Origin of the sequence: Flavobacterium sangjuense, from assembly GCF_004797125.1 — a bacterium.
Taxonomy (GTDB): Bacteria; Bacteroidota; Bacteroidia; order Flavobacteriales; family Flavobacteriaceae; genus Flavobacterium; species Flavobacterium sangjuense.
The window spans coordinates 1,513,531-1,530,190 of sequence record NZ_CP038810.1 but is presented as its reverse complement, the minus strand read 5'-3'; the positions used below and the strand labels follow the sequence as shown (position 1 = coordinate 1,530,190).

Below are 16,660 nucleotides of genomic sequence, written 5' to 3'. Positions count from 1 at the left end.
ATTAATTTTTGTTCATGAAACTTTAGGAAGTGGGAAATAGATTCCAAAAAAAAATCCCTATCAATTGATAGGGATTTTTTTGGGTTTAGGCATTACCAAATGACTACTCTTTCTTTTTCGGGTAGATACATTTTATCTCCCGGTTTTATGTTGAATGCTTTATAGAATTCCGGAATATTCATCAATGGTCCATTGATTCTGAATTGAGCCGGCGAATGAACATCTGACATGATTTGTCTCGATATTGCTTCATCTTTAGCATGTACCATCCAGGCATAGCCATAAGCTAAGAAGTATCTTTGTTCTGGTGTAAAATTGCTTATTTTTTCTTTATTCTTGTACTGCGCTGTTTTTTTGAAAGCTTCAAATCCCATAACAACACCGCCTAAATCAGCGATGTTTTCCCCTTGTGTTGCATCACCGTTTACAAACTTACCTTTAAGCGGTTCAAACTTATTGAATTGAGCCACAATTGCTTTTGTTTTCTGAGTAAACTTAGCTTTATCTTCTGCTGTCCACCAGTCTTTCAGGTTTCCTTTATCGTCGTACTGACTTCCCTGATCATCAAAACCATGTGTGATTTCGTGACCAAAAGTAGAACCACCAATTATACCATACAAAATAGCATCATCAGGCATTCTTCCTTCAAATCCGGGAACCAAAATATTACAGGCAGGAACACAAATTTCATTATTGCTCGGATTGTAATAGGCATTATACGTTTGCGGATACATTCCCCATTCGGTTCTGTCAACCGGATTGCCATATTTTTTAATCATATAATCGTATGACCATTTATTAACAGCCATAACATTGGCACAATACGCATTCCTATTGATAGTAACGCTGCTCATGTCTTTCCATTTATCAGGATAACCCACTTTCATTACGATTTTACTCAATTTGAAAAGTGCTTTTTTCTTTGTTTCCTCACTCATCCAATCCAACTTCTTGATGTGATCTGCATATACATCCCGAATGTTATTCCCAATCTCCAATAGTTTTTCTTTTGACCCTTTTGGCAAATAATCTGTAACATACACCTGACCTATCAATTCTCCTAATGAGCCATCGGTTTGCTCAACGATACGTTTCCATCTTGGTTTTTGCTCTTTTACACCATTCAATACTGTGGAGTAAAAAGCAAAGTTTTGCTTTTCGATAGCATTATTAAGATAAGAAGCATAAGTGTTAACCAAATCCCATTTCAAATAGGTTTTCCAATCTGCAATGCTGTATGAGCTGACAATCTTATCCAATCCTTTGTAAAATTCAGGTTGACCTACAATAACCGTATCAGCTTTTGTAATACCTAATTGTGGCAAAACATTTTCCCAAGCTATAGATGGTGTTGATGATTTGAATTGGGCCAAAGTCATCTTGTTGTAGTTCTTTATCGGATCACGAAGTGCTTCTAATTTTCTGCTGTTTTTAGCTAAATCCGTTTCCAATTTCATAATCGTAGTGGCTGCAGTCTTTGCTTTTGCAGCATTGTCTCCCATTAATTGGAACATTGCTTCCAAATGCTTTACATATTCAGTTCTGATTTTAACCGCTTCGGCATCCGTATTAAAATAGTAATCTCTGTTACCTAAACCCAAACCACCTTGCCCAAAGAACAAAGCATTTTTTGAACTTATTTTATCATCCTGTCCAACATAAAAAGAGAATGCCGGACCAGCACCTATTGTATGAAGATACCCAATAGTATTCATCAAAGTTGAAACATCAGTAATGGCTTCGATTTTTGATAAAGTCGCAGCTAATGGTTTCAGCCCTGCTTTTTCAATGGCTAAAGTATCCATACCAGAAGCATAAAAATCGCCTATCTTTTGTTCGTTGCTTCCTTTTGCAGCGTCTTTGTTTTCTGCTGATTTTTCACAAATGTTTTTGATCTGAGCATTAATGGTATCTCCTATAGTTCTAAAAATTCCGTTGCTGCTTTCCGTACTCGGAATAGGATGTTTTTTAAACCAACCTCCATTGGCATAATGGAAAAAATCGTCGCCCGGATTTACAGTTGTATCCCGATTAGTAAGTAATGGATCTTCGTATTGAGTTTCTTTTTGGCTGCAGCTTATCGCGAATAAAGCCGATAGCATGCTAATGGTAAGTTTGTTTCTGAATTGCATAAGTTTATAGTTTTGATAATCATTGGTATAAAAAAAATAAAAATGTTACCAAATGTATAGCATTATGTCTAATTTAAAAGTGATAAAATAAAAAAAGTGCCCTGAAATTCAGGACACTTTTCAAAAATAATTTGGTTAAACTATTTTTTCTCTTCTGCTTTTTTAGAAGCGCAACATGCTTTTTTAGCTGCACTGCACTCTTTTTTTTCTGCAGTTGTACATGCTTTTTCTGTTTTGGCTTCTTTCTTTTTTGCTTTTGGATCTGGAGCAGCATTTACATTCATTGAGAATAAAAAGGCAACTATAGCTACCATTGAAACTAATTTTTTCATGATTTTATATTTTTAAATGTTATTATTTTTTTTAATTATTAAAGATTTTTTCCGCTGCGCTCCAAACAGTTCGGCTGCGCCTCGGGTGACTGACGATTGTTTTAAACATTAAATGAATGTTCCGGCGGTTGCCAAATGACAACATTATAATTGGGAATTAAAGTCGTGTTGTAATGTGTAGTTTGTCTAACCAAAGAATCAGAAAAGAAATTTTGCATCTTATAATCCGCTTCGAAAACCAAAAAAGGTCCAGTATGATAATTAAGGTTGATTAGGCATTTTTCTTTTTGACAGCCATTTGGAATTTCTTTTAGAGGCTTACCACAACAAGCATCGTGGCATTTCAATTCCATAGTCATCTTAACTACTTTTACCGTTGGTATTACGGCAAGCACATTAACATAAAGACATAGTATAATGGCCAAAAATTTCAACTTCTTCTTTTATAAATGGTGAATCAAATGTAATTATTTTTATCAAAGTCAAATACACTTTAACATTCCTTTGAGAGTTGAAATTAATTTCAACATTTATAATAATTTTAATAATACTACGTTTTATAATGTAGTAATTTGCGTCAAACAATATAACAAATATGGATACTATAAAAATTCTATGGGTTGATGATGAAATTGATTTACTTAAACCGCATATTTTATTTCTGGAAAAGAAAAACTACAAGGTAACTGCTTTCAACAATGGTAGAGATGCTGTTGATGCTTTTGAAGATGGTAACTTTGATATTGTTTTTCTGGATGAAAATATGCCTGGTATGAGTGGTTTGGAAACGCTTTCTGAAATGAAAGAAAAAAAGTCTTCTACTCCAATGATTATGATTACCAAAAGTGAGGAAGAATATATCATGGAAGAAGCTATTGGTTCCAAGATTGCCGACTATTTGATAAAACCCGTAAATCCAAATCAGATATTGTTGAGTTTGAAGAAAAACCTGGATCATTCAAGATTGATCTCTGAAAAAACAACATTGGATTATCAAAAGGAATTCCGCAAAATTGCTATGGAAATGGCCATGGTAAACAGCTATGAAGATTGGGTTGAACTCTATAAAAAACTTATTTTTTGGGAATTGGAATTAGAAAACATCAACGATCAAAGTATGGTTGAAATCCTCGAAAGCCAAAAGGTAGAAGCCAATGCGCAGTTTAGTAAATTCATTGAGCGCAATTACGAAGATTGGTTCGAGCCCAAAGCCGACAAACCGGTTCAATCACACACGCTTTTCAGAGAATTAGTCGTTCCTGAATTGGTCAAAAAAGACAAGCCAGTTTTATTTGTTGTCATAGATAACCTTCGTTATGACCAATGGAAAGCTATGGAAAGTGTGGTTGCCAATCATTACAAACTGGAAAAAGAAGTTCCTTATTATGCCATTTTGCCAACTGCAACACAATATGCGCGAAATGCAATCTTCTCTGGCTTATTGCCAATTGAAATGGAAAAACAGTTTCCGCAATATTGGAAAAACGATGTAGAAGACGGCGGAAAAAACCTGTATGAAGCCGAATTTTTAACCGCACATTTAAAACGATTGGGATTGAATATCAAACAGGATTATTTCAAGATAACCAATTTGACCAGCGGAAAAAAATTAGCCGAAAACTTCAAAGGATTAAAAGACAATAATCTGGTTACGGTCGTTTACAATTTTGTAGATATGTTATCGCATGCCAAAACCGAAATGGATGTGGTAAAAGAATTGGCTTCCGATGATAAAGCGTATCGCTCTTTAACATTGAGCTGGTTTAAAAATTCACCGCTTTTGGAAATCATTCAACAAGCTCAGAAATTAGGTTTCAAATTGATAATCACAACCGACCACGGAACGATTAACGTAAAGAATCCTTCCAAAGTTATTGGCGATAAAAACACCAGCCTGAATTTGCGCTACAAAACCGGAAGAAGCCTGACTTATGAAGATAGAGATGTGTATGCGGTTAGAGATCCAAAGAAAATTGGGTTACCAACCATCAACATGAGTAGTTCCTATATTTTTGCGAAGAACGATTTGTTTTTGGCGTATGTTAATAATTACAATCATTATGTAAGTTATTATCGAAATACGTATCAACACGGAGGAATTTCTCTAGAAGAAATGATTGTTCCGTTTTTAGTTTTTAATCCCAAATAAAATAGTGAAGTGGAAATCATTTTTTCATTAGACGAAATACGCCAGGTAGCCAAAAAAATTATACTTGAAAAACCCCATAAAGTCATTCTTTTTCATGGCAGTATGGGCGTTGGTAAAACAACTTTGATTAAAGCGTTGTCAAAAGAATTGGGTGTGACTGATGCCACCAGCAGCCCAACATTTTCTCTGGTAAATGAATACCAGGCCGATGACAATCTAAAAGTATATCACTTTGATATGTACCGATTGAAATCGGAAATCGAAGCCTTAGATATGGGAATTGAAGACTATTTATATTCCGGAAACTGGTGTTTTATCGAATGGGCAGAAAAAATTCCGAATTTGCTTCCTGATGATTTTTCAACCATCAATTTGTATGAATCTGTTGATGGTAAAAGAAATTTAAGATTGACATAATTGAATAAATTTTTGTAATTTGGAGCAAAATTACAATTGTGCAGTATGGCTATTACACCTTTCACTAAGCAGCAGCTTTTACCTCAAGAGGAAAAATTAGAAGTATATCGTCATAAAAGTGAACTCTTTATCGGAATTCCAAAAGAAACTTCTTATCAGGAAAGACGTATTTGTTTAACGCCTGATGCTGTAAATTCGCTTACGTCACACGGACACAAAGTAATGATTGAATCGGGTGCGGGATTGAGTGCGAGTTATACCGATAAAGAATTCAGCGATGCCGGAGCAACCATTACCAAAGATGTCAAGAAAGTATTAAGCTGCCCAATGATTTTAAAGGTTGAGCCTTTAACGATGGAAGAAATCGGATTAGTCAACACGAACGCCATCGTGCTCTCTGCGATTCAATTGAAGACACGAAAAAAAGAATACTTCGAAGCCTTATCCAAGAAAAAAATTACCGCACTTGCTTTTGAATACATCAAAGATGAAGATGGTTCGTACCCTGCTGTAAAATCGTTAAGCGAAATTGCTGGAACAGCGTCCGTTTTGATTGCGGCCGAACTGATGATTAACAACGAATTCGGAAAAGGTTTATTGCTTGGCAATATTACAGGCGTTCCTCCTACTGATGTTGTGATTCTTGGTGCAGGAACTGCAGGAGAATTTGCCGCCAAAACGGCTTTAGGTTTAGGAGCCAATGTGAAAGTTTTTGACAATTCGATAACCAAATTACGCCGACTGCAAAACAATTTAAATCAAAGAATATTTACGTCGACTATACAACCAAAATCATTGTTAAAAGCCTTGCGCCGATGCGATGTCGCGATTGGAGCATTGCGCGGCAAAGAGCGTTGTCCGGTTGTCGTTACCGAAACAATGGTGGAACACATGAAAAAAGGTGCCGTGATTGTAGATGTCAGTATTGATACCGGCGGTTGTTTTGAAACTTCGGAAGTAACAACGCATGAAAATCCGACTTTTATCAAGAGTAACATCATTCACTATTGCGTGCCGAATATTCCTTCGCGTTATTCTAAAACGGCCTCGCTTTCTATCAGTAATATCATCACGCCTTACCTACTCCAAATCGCCGAAGATGGTGGCTTGGAAAGTGCCATTCGTTGCAACAAAGGTTTGAAAAACGGTGTCTATTTGTATCATGGGATTTTGACTAACAAAGCTATTGGCGATTGGTTCAATCTTCCGGATAATGATATTAATTTGATTGTTTTCTAATTTCCGCCTGCGCGGAAATGACAGTAGTGTAAAATTTAGCACAGAACCAATGTTCATAGTAAAACATTTGATTACTTTTGCCGAAAATTAATTTACTATGAAGTTTTACCAACGTTTTGCCTACTATCTGATAGGTTTGGTTATTGGTTGTTTTTTTGTCGCCGCGGTTTGGAGCGGAAAAGATACTCGTTGCAATTATTTCCCGAATGCCAGAGTTTTAAATGACCTCAGAAACAAGCCGTTTTTGTATGATATTGAAGCGTCGAGAAGACTTTCAGAAGACTGGGTTGATACGACAGATATCAAAAACGTTTTAACTTATGGCGATGTCGATTTTGACAAAAGCAATATTAAAGAAGAAGGCGGAAAATTATATATCATTTATGGAAAAACCAGCAAGAACAAAGATATCACCTTAGAAGTCATCAATTATCCTGAAAAAGCGGTACTGAGAAACATTATTAAAAATGATAAGCCAAACTAAGAGTTTGGCTTTTTTGTTTTGATTTTGTAGTGCTCATGGATCTGCTTAAAACCACAGTTATAAACTAGATTTATTCAATTATTACCTCTCTATATATTGCAATTGGACTTATTGCAATTTTTGGATAGCTTGGCACAAAAAAGAATTTTTCAAAGCCTTCAAAAGATGAAAAAACATTTCTAAAAATTTTATCATAAGCAACTGCTTCTGTTAATTCTTCATCTTCATATCCTAAAAACTCATCATTTAAATCAACTCTTATATCTTTCTTTCTCGGACAAGAAGTAATTACGCCAAACACAGTTAGTTTAATGTTTGGCCTACTACCATAAGTAAATATTACATTTTCAAAATTTCCATTAACAAGATACTGGCTTTTTAAATTAGATAATATTTGAAATTCAGGAAATAAATCAAATGGAGCTAATCTAAAGTTCAATCTATTCGGAGAAAAAGTGTCTAAAAAAGTCTTAACTCTTTCTACAAAAGTTTCATCTAAAAGTTTAGCTTCTGAAAATTCTTCTAACGTTTTATCAAATTGCTTTTCAATTGCCTTTAATTTGGCTAGTTCTTTAACGTTGTTTGCCTTTGCAAGACCTCTTTTAAGTTCATTTATTTCTTTCTTTTGAGCAATTATTTCTGGAGAGTTTTCAAGAACAGATGCATATATCAACCTTTGTATTTCATTGAAATTTGACATTATTTCTTTGAATCTTTTGAAATCTTCAAAAGAACTCCATCCCGAAGCCTTTATGTAGTTATAGTTAGGAACTTCTTCTAAAAAATCATTGAATGATGTAGTTAGTAAAATGTTTAAATCATTAAGTACATTTTTTTCAGTAAGCTTATTTTCAACATCATTCAGTAATTCATGATATAGTTCAATTCGTTCCGTTTTTATTGTTTTGTCTTTTGCAGAACTTCCAACACTTCCCTTTACAAATTTTATATCAAATCCAATCTCAGAATTTAATCCTCCTTCTTCTTCAATTGCTCTAGTTATTTCACTAATTAATCCACCACTTAATTGGCTGCTTATTGATTTAGCTTTGTCGTAATCAAAATATATTAAATCCTTTATTGATTTCATTGATGTTTATTTTAAGAATTTTGAAGAAGCTTGCGCACAACATATATATAAGTCTATCCAAAACAAATCTAACAAAAAAAGGGTTGCCAAACTGACAACCCTTTTATTTTATAAACGAAGTAACTTAGTTACCGTGTCTTTTTTCGATATCTGCAACATCTTTTTTGCTCATTGAGTCAACCAATACCGGAGTCGCAATAAACAATGAAGAATAGGTTCCGATTATGATACCAATCAACATCGCGAAGATAAATCCTCTGATTGATTCTCCACCAAAGATGAACATGATTAACAATACCATTATCATCGTTAATGAGGTATTCAATGTTCTTGAAAGCGTGGTATTAATAGACGCATTTACGACATCTTTAAAGTGTCCTTTTTTGTCTCCCGCAAGGAACTCTCTAATTCTGTCAAATACAATTACGGTATCGTTCATTGAGTATCCAATTACCGTCAGGATAGCAGCTATAAAGTGCTGATCCATTTCCATGTGGAACGGCATGTATTTGTATAATAAAGAGTAAACTCCCAATACAAAGATAACGTCATGCGCAACAGCAGCTAAAGCTCCAAGAGAATACTGCCATTTACGGAATGAAATCACAAGGTATAAACAAACTACAAACATAGCTCCTAAAACGGCCCAGAATGAGTTTGTTTTAATATCCGCAGAAATCGCTGCACCTACTTTAGAGGATTGCAATACTCCGACTGTTTTTCCATCATATAAATTGATGAATTTATCATAAGTCAAACCTGGGTTATAATACTTTTGCAAAGCAGCAAATAACTTCTCATTTACTTCTTTATCAACAGCAACACCTTCTTCCTGGATTTTGTATTTCGTTGTAAGTTTTAATTGGTCATCGCTACCAAAAACTTTTGCTTCTACTGTAGTACCAAACGCTGCAGATAATTCTTCAGCCACTTTAGTAGACTCAACCGGTTTTTCAAATTTCACCTGGAATGTTCTTCCACCAACAAAATCAACACCCTGATCCAATCCGTTAACGTAGAAAGAAATACAGCTTCCAATTACCACTACTGTAGAGAATAAGTAAGACCATTTTTTAATTCCGATAAAATCAAAATGGAAACCTGTAAACCAATTTTTAGTAAGGTTGGTTGTGAATGTCAATTTTCTATTATTAGCAATATCTCTATCAATAAAGATTCTTGCTATAAAGATTGATGTAAACAATGAAGTTACGATACCAATTAAAAGTGTCAAAGCAAATCCTTGTACTAATCCAGTTCCGAAAACGTATAAGATAGTTCCGGTCAAAACGTGAGTTACGTTCGCATCAATGATGGAACGCATCGCACCTTTCCATCCATAAGAAGAAACTACAGCATCTCCTAATGTTTTTCCGTCGCGGAGTTCTTCTTTTGCCCTTTCGTATATAATGATGTTCGCATCAACCGCAGTTCCTAATGTAAGAACGATACCCGCAATTCCAGGTAATGTTAATACGAAACCAAAGCTTGCCATTACACCAAACAAGAATAATAAGTTCAATATCAAAGCAGCATTAGCATACCAACCTGCCCTTCCGTAATAGAACATCATCCATAAACATACCATAAGGAAACCTACTATAGAAGAAATTAAACCTGCGTGAATCGCAATTTCTCCCAATGATGGTCCAACCACTTCTGATTGTATAATTTCAGCAGCAGCAGGTAATTTACCGGCTCTTAATACGTTTGCTAAATCTTTAGTTTCAGCCACTTCAAAACTTCCTGTGATTTCTGATCTTCCTCCTGAAATTGGTCCGGAAGTAACTCCAGGCGCAGAATACACCACATTATCTAAAGCAATAGCGATATAACTTTTTTGTGTAAAAGCTCTTCCTGTTAATTCTTCCCAAACTCTTGCTCCGGCACCATTCATTTGCATAGAAACCGCTGGCTTACCCATTTGGTCAAACGTATCTCTAGCGTCAACAATAACACCACCACTCATTGGAGCAACATTTTCTCTGTTACCTTTTAAAGCATATAGTTCAACTGTTTCAGTTTCTTTTTTGGTTTTCTCATTAACTTCTACCGTTGGTTTACCCCATGCAAATTTTGCATAACGCTTGTCTGCCGGTAATAAATTACGGATTTCAGGTCTTCTCAAATAAGAGTTGATTATTGCAGTATCTTTTGGAGAAGCAATGACTAAAACCGGTCCGCCACCTTGAGAAATGAATTTGTCAAATAATGGATTGTTTCCTTTTTTAACAGCCCCTGAATCTTTAGCTTTATCATCCGTCAATAATTTAGTCAACGAATCTGCAGGTTTAGCTGCGGCAACTTTCTCTTCGCTTTTAACAGTAGCTTTCAAAGCTTCGTTTGCGGCTTGCAAAAAGCCCATCATTTCTTCTGCTTTGTAAGTTTCCCAGAACTCTAATTCAGCTTTGCTTGACACTAATTTTTTGATACGGTCAACATCTTTTGCACCTGGCAATTCGATAAGGATTCTTCCTGTTTGTCCAAGTTTAACGATGTTTGGTTGTGTTACACCAAATTTATCGATACGACTTCTTAATACACCAAAAGCCGATTCAACTGATTCATCAATTTTTTTAACCAAGACTTTTTTCACTTGGTCATCGGTCATATTAAAGTCGATTTGTCCCTGAAGATTTCTGTTTGCAAAAATATCAGGAGAAGCTAGTTTTGTAGTTCCTTTATTGGCATCAAATGCTTCGAAAAACGCATCAAGATAAGATTGATTTCCTCTTTGATTCAATCTGGCATCTTCTAATGCTTTGTTGAAAACAGGGTTTTTAGAATTGTTCGATAATTGTTTCAAAACATCTTTAACAGATATTTGAAGAATTACGTTGATTCCTCCTTCAAGGTCAAGACCTTTATTGATTTGTTTGTCTTTTACTTCGTTATACGTAAACTCAGTAAACCCTAAATTGAAAACATTTTCCTTTCCAATTGAGTCAAGATATTTAATTTCTTTTACTGGATCTCCTGCTGAGAAGTTTTTGGCGTCCTCTTTTACTTTGTTCGCCACAAAAGTGAACGAAAGTGAATAGATACTTACCAATGCAAATAGTATTGCGAAAAATTTAACTAGTCCTTTATTCTGCATTATTACTAAAATTAATTAATTTTTGTTTGTTATTTTTTATAAAAATGTACTGTAATTCAAAACGTTAGAAGCTAAAGAGTTGGATTTACAATAATCTCACTTTTTTTGAAACGTGCAAATATATAATTATAGATAAGATTAACCAATATTTTACTGATTAATATCAAAAAAAAGACTGCAAAAATTGCAGCCTTTTTATATAGGTATATAAATATTATCCTAAGATTGATTTCAAGTCACCATTCATTGCTCTAACCGCATCCGCGCTCTTCGCAAATTTTGCTTTTTCATCAGCATTTAAAGTGATGTCAACTATTTTTTCTACACCATTTTTACCAATGATACATGGCACACCAATGCAGATATCGCTTTGTCCATATTCACCTTCTAAGAATACCGAACAGGCTATCATTTTCTTTTGGTTATTTAATATACTATCAACCAAATAAGCCACAGATGCCCCTGGAGCATACCAAGCCGAAGTTCCTAAAAGCCCGGTTAAAGTAGCACCACCAACCATTGTGTCAGCAGCTACTTTATCTAATTTTTCTTGTGACAAAAACTCCGAAACCGGAATTCCATTATAAGAAGCCAAACGTGTTAATGGAATCATTGTAGTATCACCATGACCTCCAATAACCATAGCTGAAACATCATTAGATGGTATGTCTAGTTCTTTTGATAAATAATATCTAAAACGAGAACTATCTAAAGCACCACCCATTCCTATGATTTTGTTTTTTGGCAAACCTAATGATTTGAAAGCTAAATAGGTCATAGTATCCATTGGATTAGACACAATTACAAAAGTAGCTTTTGGAGAATGTTTCAACAAGTTTTCTGCAACTGACTTTACAATTCCAGCATTGATACCTATTAATTCTTCTCGCGTCATTCCTGGTTTTCTAGGTATCCCGGAAGTGATAACTACTACTTCGCTATTCGCTGTTTTAGAATAATCATTTGTAACACCTGTGATTTGAGTATTAAACCCTGTATTAGTTGCACATTGCATCAAATCCATAGCCTTACCTTCAGCAAAACCTTCTTTGATATCTAATATTACTACTTCACTTGCTATTCCTCTATAAGAGATAACATCTGCACAAGAAGCTCCAACGTTTCCTGCTCCTACAATCGTAACTTTCATTTTAATATGTTTATTCGGTTATTTGTTTAATTTGGTTATTTGTGTAAAGGAAATTCGAATAACCGAATAACCAAATCCACAAATCCACTTTTTACGCGTCAATCTTAGCATACACCGCATTCTTCTCGATGAACTCTCTTCTTGGCGGAACTTCGTCTCCCATCAACATAGAGAACACTCTATCGGCTTCAGCCAAACTATCAATCGTTACCTGACGTAGCGTTCTGAATTCAGGATCCATTGTAGTTTCCCACAATTGCTCTGCGTTCATTTCTCCAAGACCTTTATAACGTTGAATAGCGGCGCTTCCACCCATTTTTTCGTTAGCTAAATCACGTTGGTCATCATTCCATGCGTATTCTTTTTTGTTTCCTTTCTTAACCAAATACAATGGTGGCGCAGCGATATAAACGTGTCCCCCTTCGATTAGTTCTTTCATAAAACGGAAGAAGAACGTTAATATTAAGGTAGAAATGTGACTACCATCGACATCGGCATCACACATGATGATTACTTTGTGGTAACGCAGTTTTTCTAAATTCAACGCTTTGCTGTCATCTTCAGTTCCAATAGTCACCCCTAATGCGGTGAATATATTTCGAATCTCTTCGTTTTCAAAAACCTTGTGATGCATCGCTTTTTCTACGTTTAGAATCTTTCCTCTTAATGGCAAAATCGCCTGAAAGTTTCTGTCACGCCCTTGTTTTGCTGTTCCACCAGCCGAATCTCCCTCGACTAGATAAACCTCACATTTTGCAGGATCCTGTTCGGAACAATCCGATAATTTCCCAGGTAAACCACCACCCCCAAGAACGGTTTTACGTTGTACCATTTCACGCGCTTTCTTAGCCGCATGACGTGCCTGAGCCGCAAGGATTACTTTTTGGACAATGATTCGGGCATCATTTGGATTTTCTTCCAAATAATTTTCCAACATTTCGGCAACCGCCTGAGAAACCGGAGAAACTACTTCTCTGTTTCCTAATTTGGTTTTGGTTTGCCCTTCGAATTGTGGTTCAGCCACTTTTACCGAAATAATAGCGGTCAATCCTTCACGGAAATCGTCTCCTGTGATTTCGAATTTTAATTTATCTAACAAACCTGATGAGTCCGCATATTTTTTCAACGTACGCGTTAATCCCATACGGAAACCTTGCAAATGCGTTCCTCCTTCGTGTGTATTGATATTATTTACATAAGAGAAAATATTTTCAGAATAGCTGGTGTTGTAAACCAAAGCCACCTCAACAGGAACTTCTCCTTTTTCGTGCTCCATGCTTATCACATGCGAAATGATAGCTTCTCTTCCTTTATCTAAAAATCGAACGAATTCTTTTAATCCTTCTTTTGAATGAAAAACTTCTGAAGCAAATTCGCCTTTGTCATTTACATCTCTTCTGTCAGTAAGCGTAATCGTAATTCCTTTGTTCAGGAAAGACAACTCGCGCATACGTCCTGCAAGTGTATCATATGAATATTCTATTGTTTGAGTAAAGATGGTTCTATCCGGATGGAAAGTAACCATAGTTCCGCGTTTGTCTGTTTCGCCAATCTGCTTAACAGGATACATCGCTTTTCCTTTTTCATACTCTTGCTCGTATACTTTTCCTTCTCTGAAAACCGTAGCTCTCAAATGGTCGGATAACGCATTCACACAGGAAACCCCAACACCGTGAAGTCCACCCGAAACTTTATACGAATCTTTGTCGAATTTTCCTCCGGCACCAATTTTAGTCATTACAACCTCAAGTGCAGAAACGCCTTCTTTTTTGTGAATGTCAACCGGGATTCCACGTCCGTTATCTTCAACGGTAACCGAATTATCTTCGTTTATAATAACACCAATCGTGTCACAATGTCCAGCTAAAGCCTCATCGATAGAGTTGTCAACTACTTCATAAACCAAGTGGTGCAAACCTCTAACTCCAGTATCTCCAATGTACATGGAAGGACGCATTCTTACGTGCTCCATTCCTTCTAACGCCTGAATACTATCGGCCGAATAACTGTTCTTTTTAATCTCGTCGCTCATATTATTTTATGGTAAAAAATCTATTTTTTGTCTAACGAGCAAATATACAAAAGCACATAGGATTTCCTATTTAAAATTGGGCTTAAAACCCTTAAGTTATTAACATTTTTGACATGATTTCAACAAAAAACGCTCATCAAAAATGACGAACGTTTTTAACAAACAAACTAATCTTCAAACAAAACTCAAGCTACTACCCTTGAGCTTACTTTTTAAGGTTGTCCTTATCTCTTTAAATGATTTTCTTAGGCTTTTATATAGGCATCATCGTGGACATTTGCCACAGCTCTTCCTGAGGGATCATTCATGTTTTTAAACGCTTCATCCCACTCTAATGCGATTTTGGTACTGCACGCCACACTCGCTTCCTGAGGAACGCTTAAAGCGGCTGCATCGCTTGGGAAATGTTCGGTAAAAATAGAACGATAATAATATTCTTCTTTTGATGTTGGTGTTTGTATCGGGAATTTGAATTTAGCATTCGCTAATTGCTCATCCGAAATTTCTTTGGCTACCATTTCTTTCAAAGTATCAATCCAACTGTATCCAACTCCATCACTAAATTGTTCTTTTTGTCTCCAGGCAACACTTGCCGGTAACATATCTTCAAATGCTTTTCTAAGCACCCATTTTTCCATTCTTTCTCCGTTAATCATTTTGTCCTGCGGGTTGATTCGCATCGCGACATCCATGAATTCTTTGTCCAAAAATGGCACACGACCTTCGATTCCCCAAGCGGCCAAACTTTTGTTCGCGCGAAGACAATCGTACATGTGTAATTTGCTTAATTTACGAACCGTTTCTTCATGAAATTCTCTGGCATTTGGTGCTTTATGGAAGTATAAATAACCTCCGAATAATTCATCTGAACCTTCACCTGACAATACCATTTTTATTCCCATAGATTTGATAACACGCGCCATCAGATACATTGGTGTGGAAGCTCTAATTGTAGTTACATCGTAAGTTTCTATATTGTAAATCACATCGCGAACGGCATCTAATCCTTCCTGAATTGTGAATTTAATTTCGTGGTGAATGGTTCCTAAATGGTCTGCCACTTTTTGGGCTGCAGCCAAATCTGGAGAACCTTCTAAACCAACCGCAAACGAGTGCAATTGTGGATACCAGGCGTCAACTGTATCGCCTGATTCGATTCGTTTCTGCGCATACTTTTTGGCTATAGCCGAAGTAATAGAAGAATCTAATCCTCCGGAAAGCAAAACACCATAAGGCACGTCGCTCATCAATTGACGGTGAACAGCTGCTTCCAATGCTTTTTTGATTTCGGTAATGCTGGTTGCGTTTTCTTTTACGGCATCATAATCTGTCCATTCTCTTTTGTACCATTGCACAAATTCGCCGTCTTTACTTGACATATAATGTCCCGGAGGAAATAATTCAATTTTGGTACAATAACCCTCTAAAGCTTTTAATTCGGAAGCTACATAAAAAGTTCCGTTTTGATCCCAACCAATATACAATGGAATAATTCCCATATGGTCACGAGCGATGAAATATTCGTCTTTGGCAACATCATAAATAGCGAATCCGAAAATCCCGTTCATCTCATCAATAAAATGAACGCCTTTTTCTTTATATAAGGCCAAAATAACTTCGCAGTCACTTTCGGTTTGAAATTTATATTTTCCTTCAAATTGTTTACGTAAATCTCTGTGATTGTAAATCTCGCCATTGGCAGCCAAAACCAAACTTTTATCTTCACTAAACAACGGTTGTTTTCCCGAAGCCGGATCAACAATAGCCAAACGTTCATGCGATAAGATTGCCTTTTCATTACTGAAAATCCCACTCCAATCCGGACCGCGATGACGGATGATTTTCGACATTTCCAACACTTTTGGTCTTAAGACTTCTGCTTTTTGTTTTAAATCAAAAGCACATACAATTCCACACATAATCTAAATTTATTTTGATAGGGCAAAGATGTAATAATAGTTATAAATGAAAAACATAACAAACTATTTAATTACAATTTATAACTAAAAAATAAAATATAATTAAATTATGAAAGTTAAAAAAGTTAAAAAGGAAGTTTTGAGTTAAAAAGTGTTATAAAACACTTTCAATAGTATAAGGTTTCCCATTCATGTCAAATGAAAAACTGGCTTCATTTCCCATCAATTTACTTCCAAGCGGAGATTGTGGCGAAAGCGCGAAAATGGTTTTGTCTTCAATAATTAATTTTGGCAAAGCGGTGCTTATAAAAAGTAGCATTCCATTGGCTTTTACCAAACTTCCCAAAGCTACTTTTTTATGCATTTGAGATGCGTCAATTTTGTCGAGAATTGCTTTTTGCTCTAATATTTCTTTCAGCTTATGATTGAGTTTTTCCTGCTCCAGATGCATCATTGAAAGCGCTGTTTCATGCTTATCTCCAGCTGAACCTTTAGCGTCGTTTTGCGCATCAATAGTCAGACCTGAAATCATGTCCTGGAAAACATCAATTCGGTCCTGAAGCATTTCTTTGTAACGTTGAAGAATTTGTTGCTTTAAAGTCATACCATTTGGAAATAA

13 protein-coding genes are annotated in these 16,660 nt (G+C 35.8%); 4 read left to right on the top strand and 9 right to left on the bottom strand.

The window, feature by feature from the left end:
- Window positions 1-92 precede the first annotated feature (92 nt).
- The 3 genes from GS03_RS06695 to GS03_RS06685 form a co-directional block, all read right to left on the bottom strand.
- Window positions 93-2,132: a M13 family metallopeptidase gene (locus GS03_RS06695; protein ID WP_136151781.1), complete on the bottom strand. Its 2,040-nt coding sequence runs from the start codon at window positions 2,130-2,132 to the stop codon at window positions 93-95.
- A gap of 140 nt (window positions 2,133-2,272) precedes the next feature.
- Window positions 2,273-2,464, bottom strand: coding sequence for a hypothetical protein (locus GS03_RS06690; RefSeq protein ID WP_136151780.1), 192 nt, complete (start codon window positions 2,462-2,464; stop codon window positions 2,273-2,275).
- 101 nt (window positions 2,465-2,565) lie between these two features.
- Window positions 2,566-2,889 carry a hypothetical protein gene (locus GS03_RS06685; RefSeq protein WP_136151779.1) on the bottom strand — a complete coding sequence of 108 codons (324 nt, stop codon included), beginning with the start codon at window positions 2,887-2,889 and terminating at the stop codon, window positions 2,566-2,568.
- Between the two features lie 170 nt (window positions 2,890-3,059).
- Between GS03_RS06685 and porX the strand changes: the two genes are divergently transcribed.
- The 4 genes from porX (at window position 3,060) to GS03_RS06665 (ending at window position 6,753) form a co-directional block, all read left to right on the top strand.
- Complete coding sequence (porX, locus tag GS03_RS06680) at window positions 3,060-4,613, top strand: T9SS response regulator signal transducer PorX (RefSeq protein WP_136151778.1); 1,554 nt, start codon at window positions 3,060-3,062, stop codon at window positions 4,611-4,613.
- A 9-nt stretch (window positions 4,614-4,622) separates the two neighbouring features.
- Window positions 4,623-5,030, top strand: a complete 408-nt coding sequence (gene tsaE, locus GS03_RS06675; protein ID WP_136151777.1) for a tRNA (adenosine(37)-N6)-threonylcarbamoyltransferase complex ATPase subunit type 1 TsaE — start codon at window positions 4,623-4,625, stop codon at window positions 5,028-5,030.
- Between the two features lie 45 nt (window positions 5,031-5,075).
- Window positions 5,076-6,269, top strand: coding sequence for an alanine dehydrogenase (locus GS03_RS06670; protein ID WP_136151776.1), 1,194 nt, complete (start codon window positions 5,076-5,078; stop codon window positions 6,267-6,269).
- Between the two features lie 97 nt (window positions 6,270-6,366).
- Window positions 6,367-6,753 (top strand): DUF4258 domain-containing protein, encoded by a 387-nt coding sequence (locus GS03_RS06665; RefSeq protein ID WP_136151775.1) that lies wholly within the window; start codon window positions 6,367-6,369, stop codon window positions 6,751-6,753.
- A gap of 70 nt (window positions 6,754-6,823) precedes the next feature.
- Here the strand turns inward: GS03_RS06665 and GS03_RS06660 are convergent, their stop codons facing one another.
- The 6 genes from GS03_RS06660 to GS03_RS06635 form a co-directional block, all read right to left on the bottom strand.
- Window positions 6,824-7,843 (bottom strand): DUF6414 family protein, encoded by a 1,020-nt coding sequence (locus GS03_RS06660; protein ID WP_136151774.1) that lies wholly within the window; start codon window positions 7,841-7,843, stop codon window positions 6,824-6,826.
- A 124-nt stretch (window positions 7,844-7,967) separates the two neighbouring features.
- A complete protein-coding gene (secDF, locus tag GS03_RS06655) occupies window positions 7,968-10,940 on the bottom strand; it encodes a protein translocase subunit SecDF (protein WP_136151773.1) in 2,973 nt (990 codons plus the stop codon).
- Between the two features lie 214 nt (window positions 10,941-11,154).
- Window positions 11,155-12,090 (bottom strand): malate dehydrogenase, encoded by a 936-nt coding sequence (locus tag GS03_RS06650; protein WP_136151772.1) that lies wholly within the window; start codon window positions 12,088-12,090, stop codon window positions 11,155-11,157.
- A gap of 91 nt (window positions 12,091-12,181) precedes the next feature.
- Window positions 12,182-14,122 carry a DNA topoisomerase (ATP-hydrolyzing) subunit B gene (gene gyrB / locus GS03_RS06645; RefSeq protein ID WP_136151771.1) on the bottom strand — a complete coding sequence of 647 codons (1,941 nt, stop codon included), beginning with the start codon at window positions 14,120-14,122 and terminating at the stop codon, window positions 12,182-12,184.
- 245 nt (window positions 14,123-14,367) lie between these two features.
- Entirely contained in the window at window positions 14,368-16,041 is a 1,674-nt protein-coding gene (asnB, locus tag GS03_RS06640; RefSeq protein WP_136151770.1) for an asparagine synthase B, read from the bottom strand.
- Between the two features lie 154 nt (window positions 16,042-16,195).
- Window positions 16,196-16,645, bottom strand: coding sequence for a hypothetical protein (locus GS03_RS06635; RefSeq protein WP_136151769.1), 450 nt, complete (start codon window positions 16,643-16,645; stop codon window positions 16,196-16,198).
- Between the last annotated feature and the right edge of the window lie 15 nt (window positions 16,646-16,660).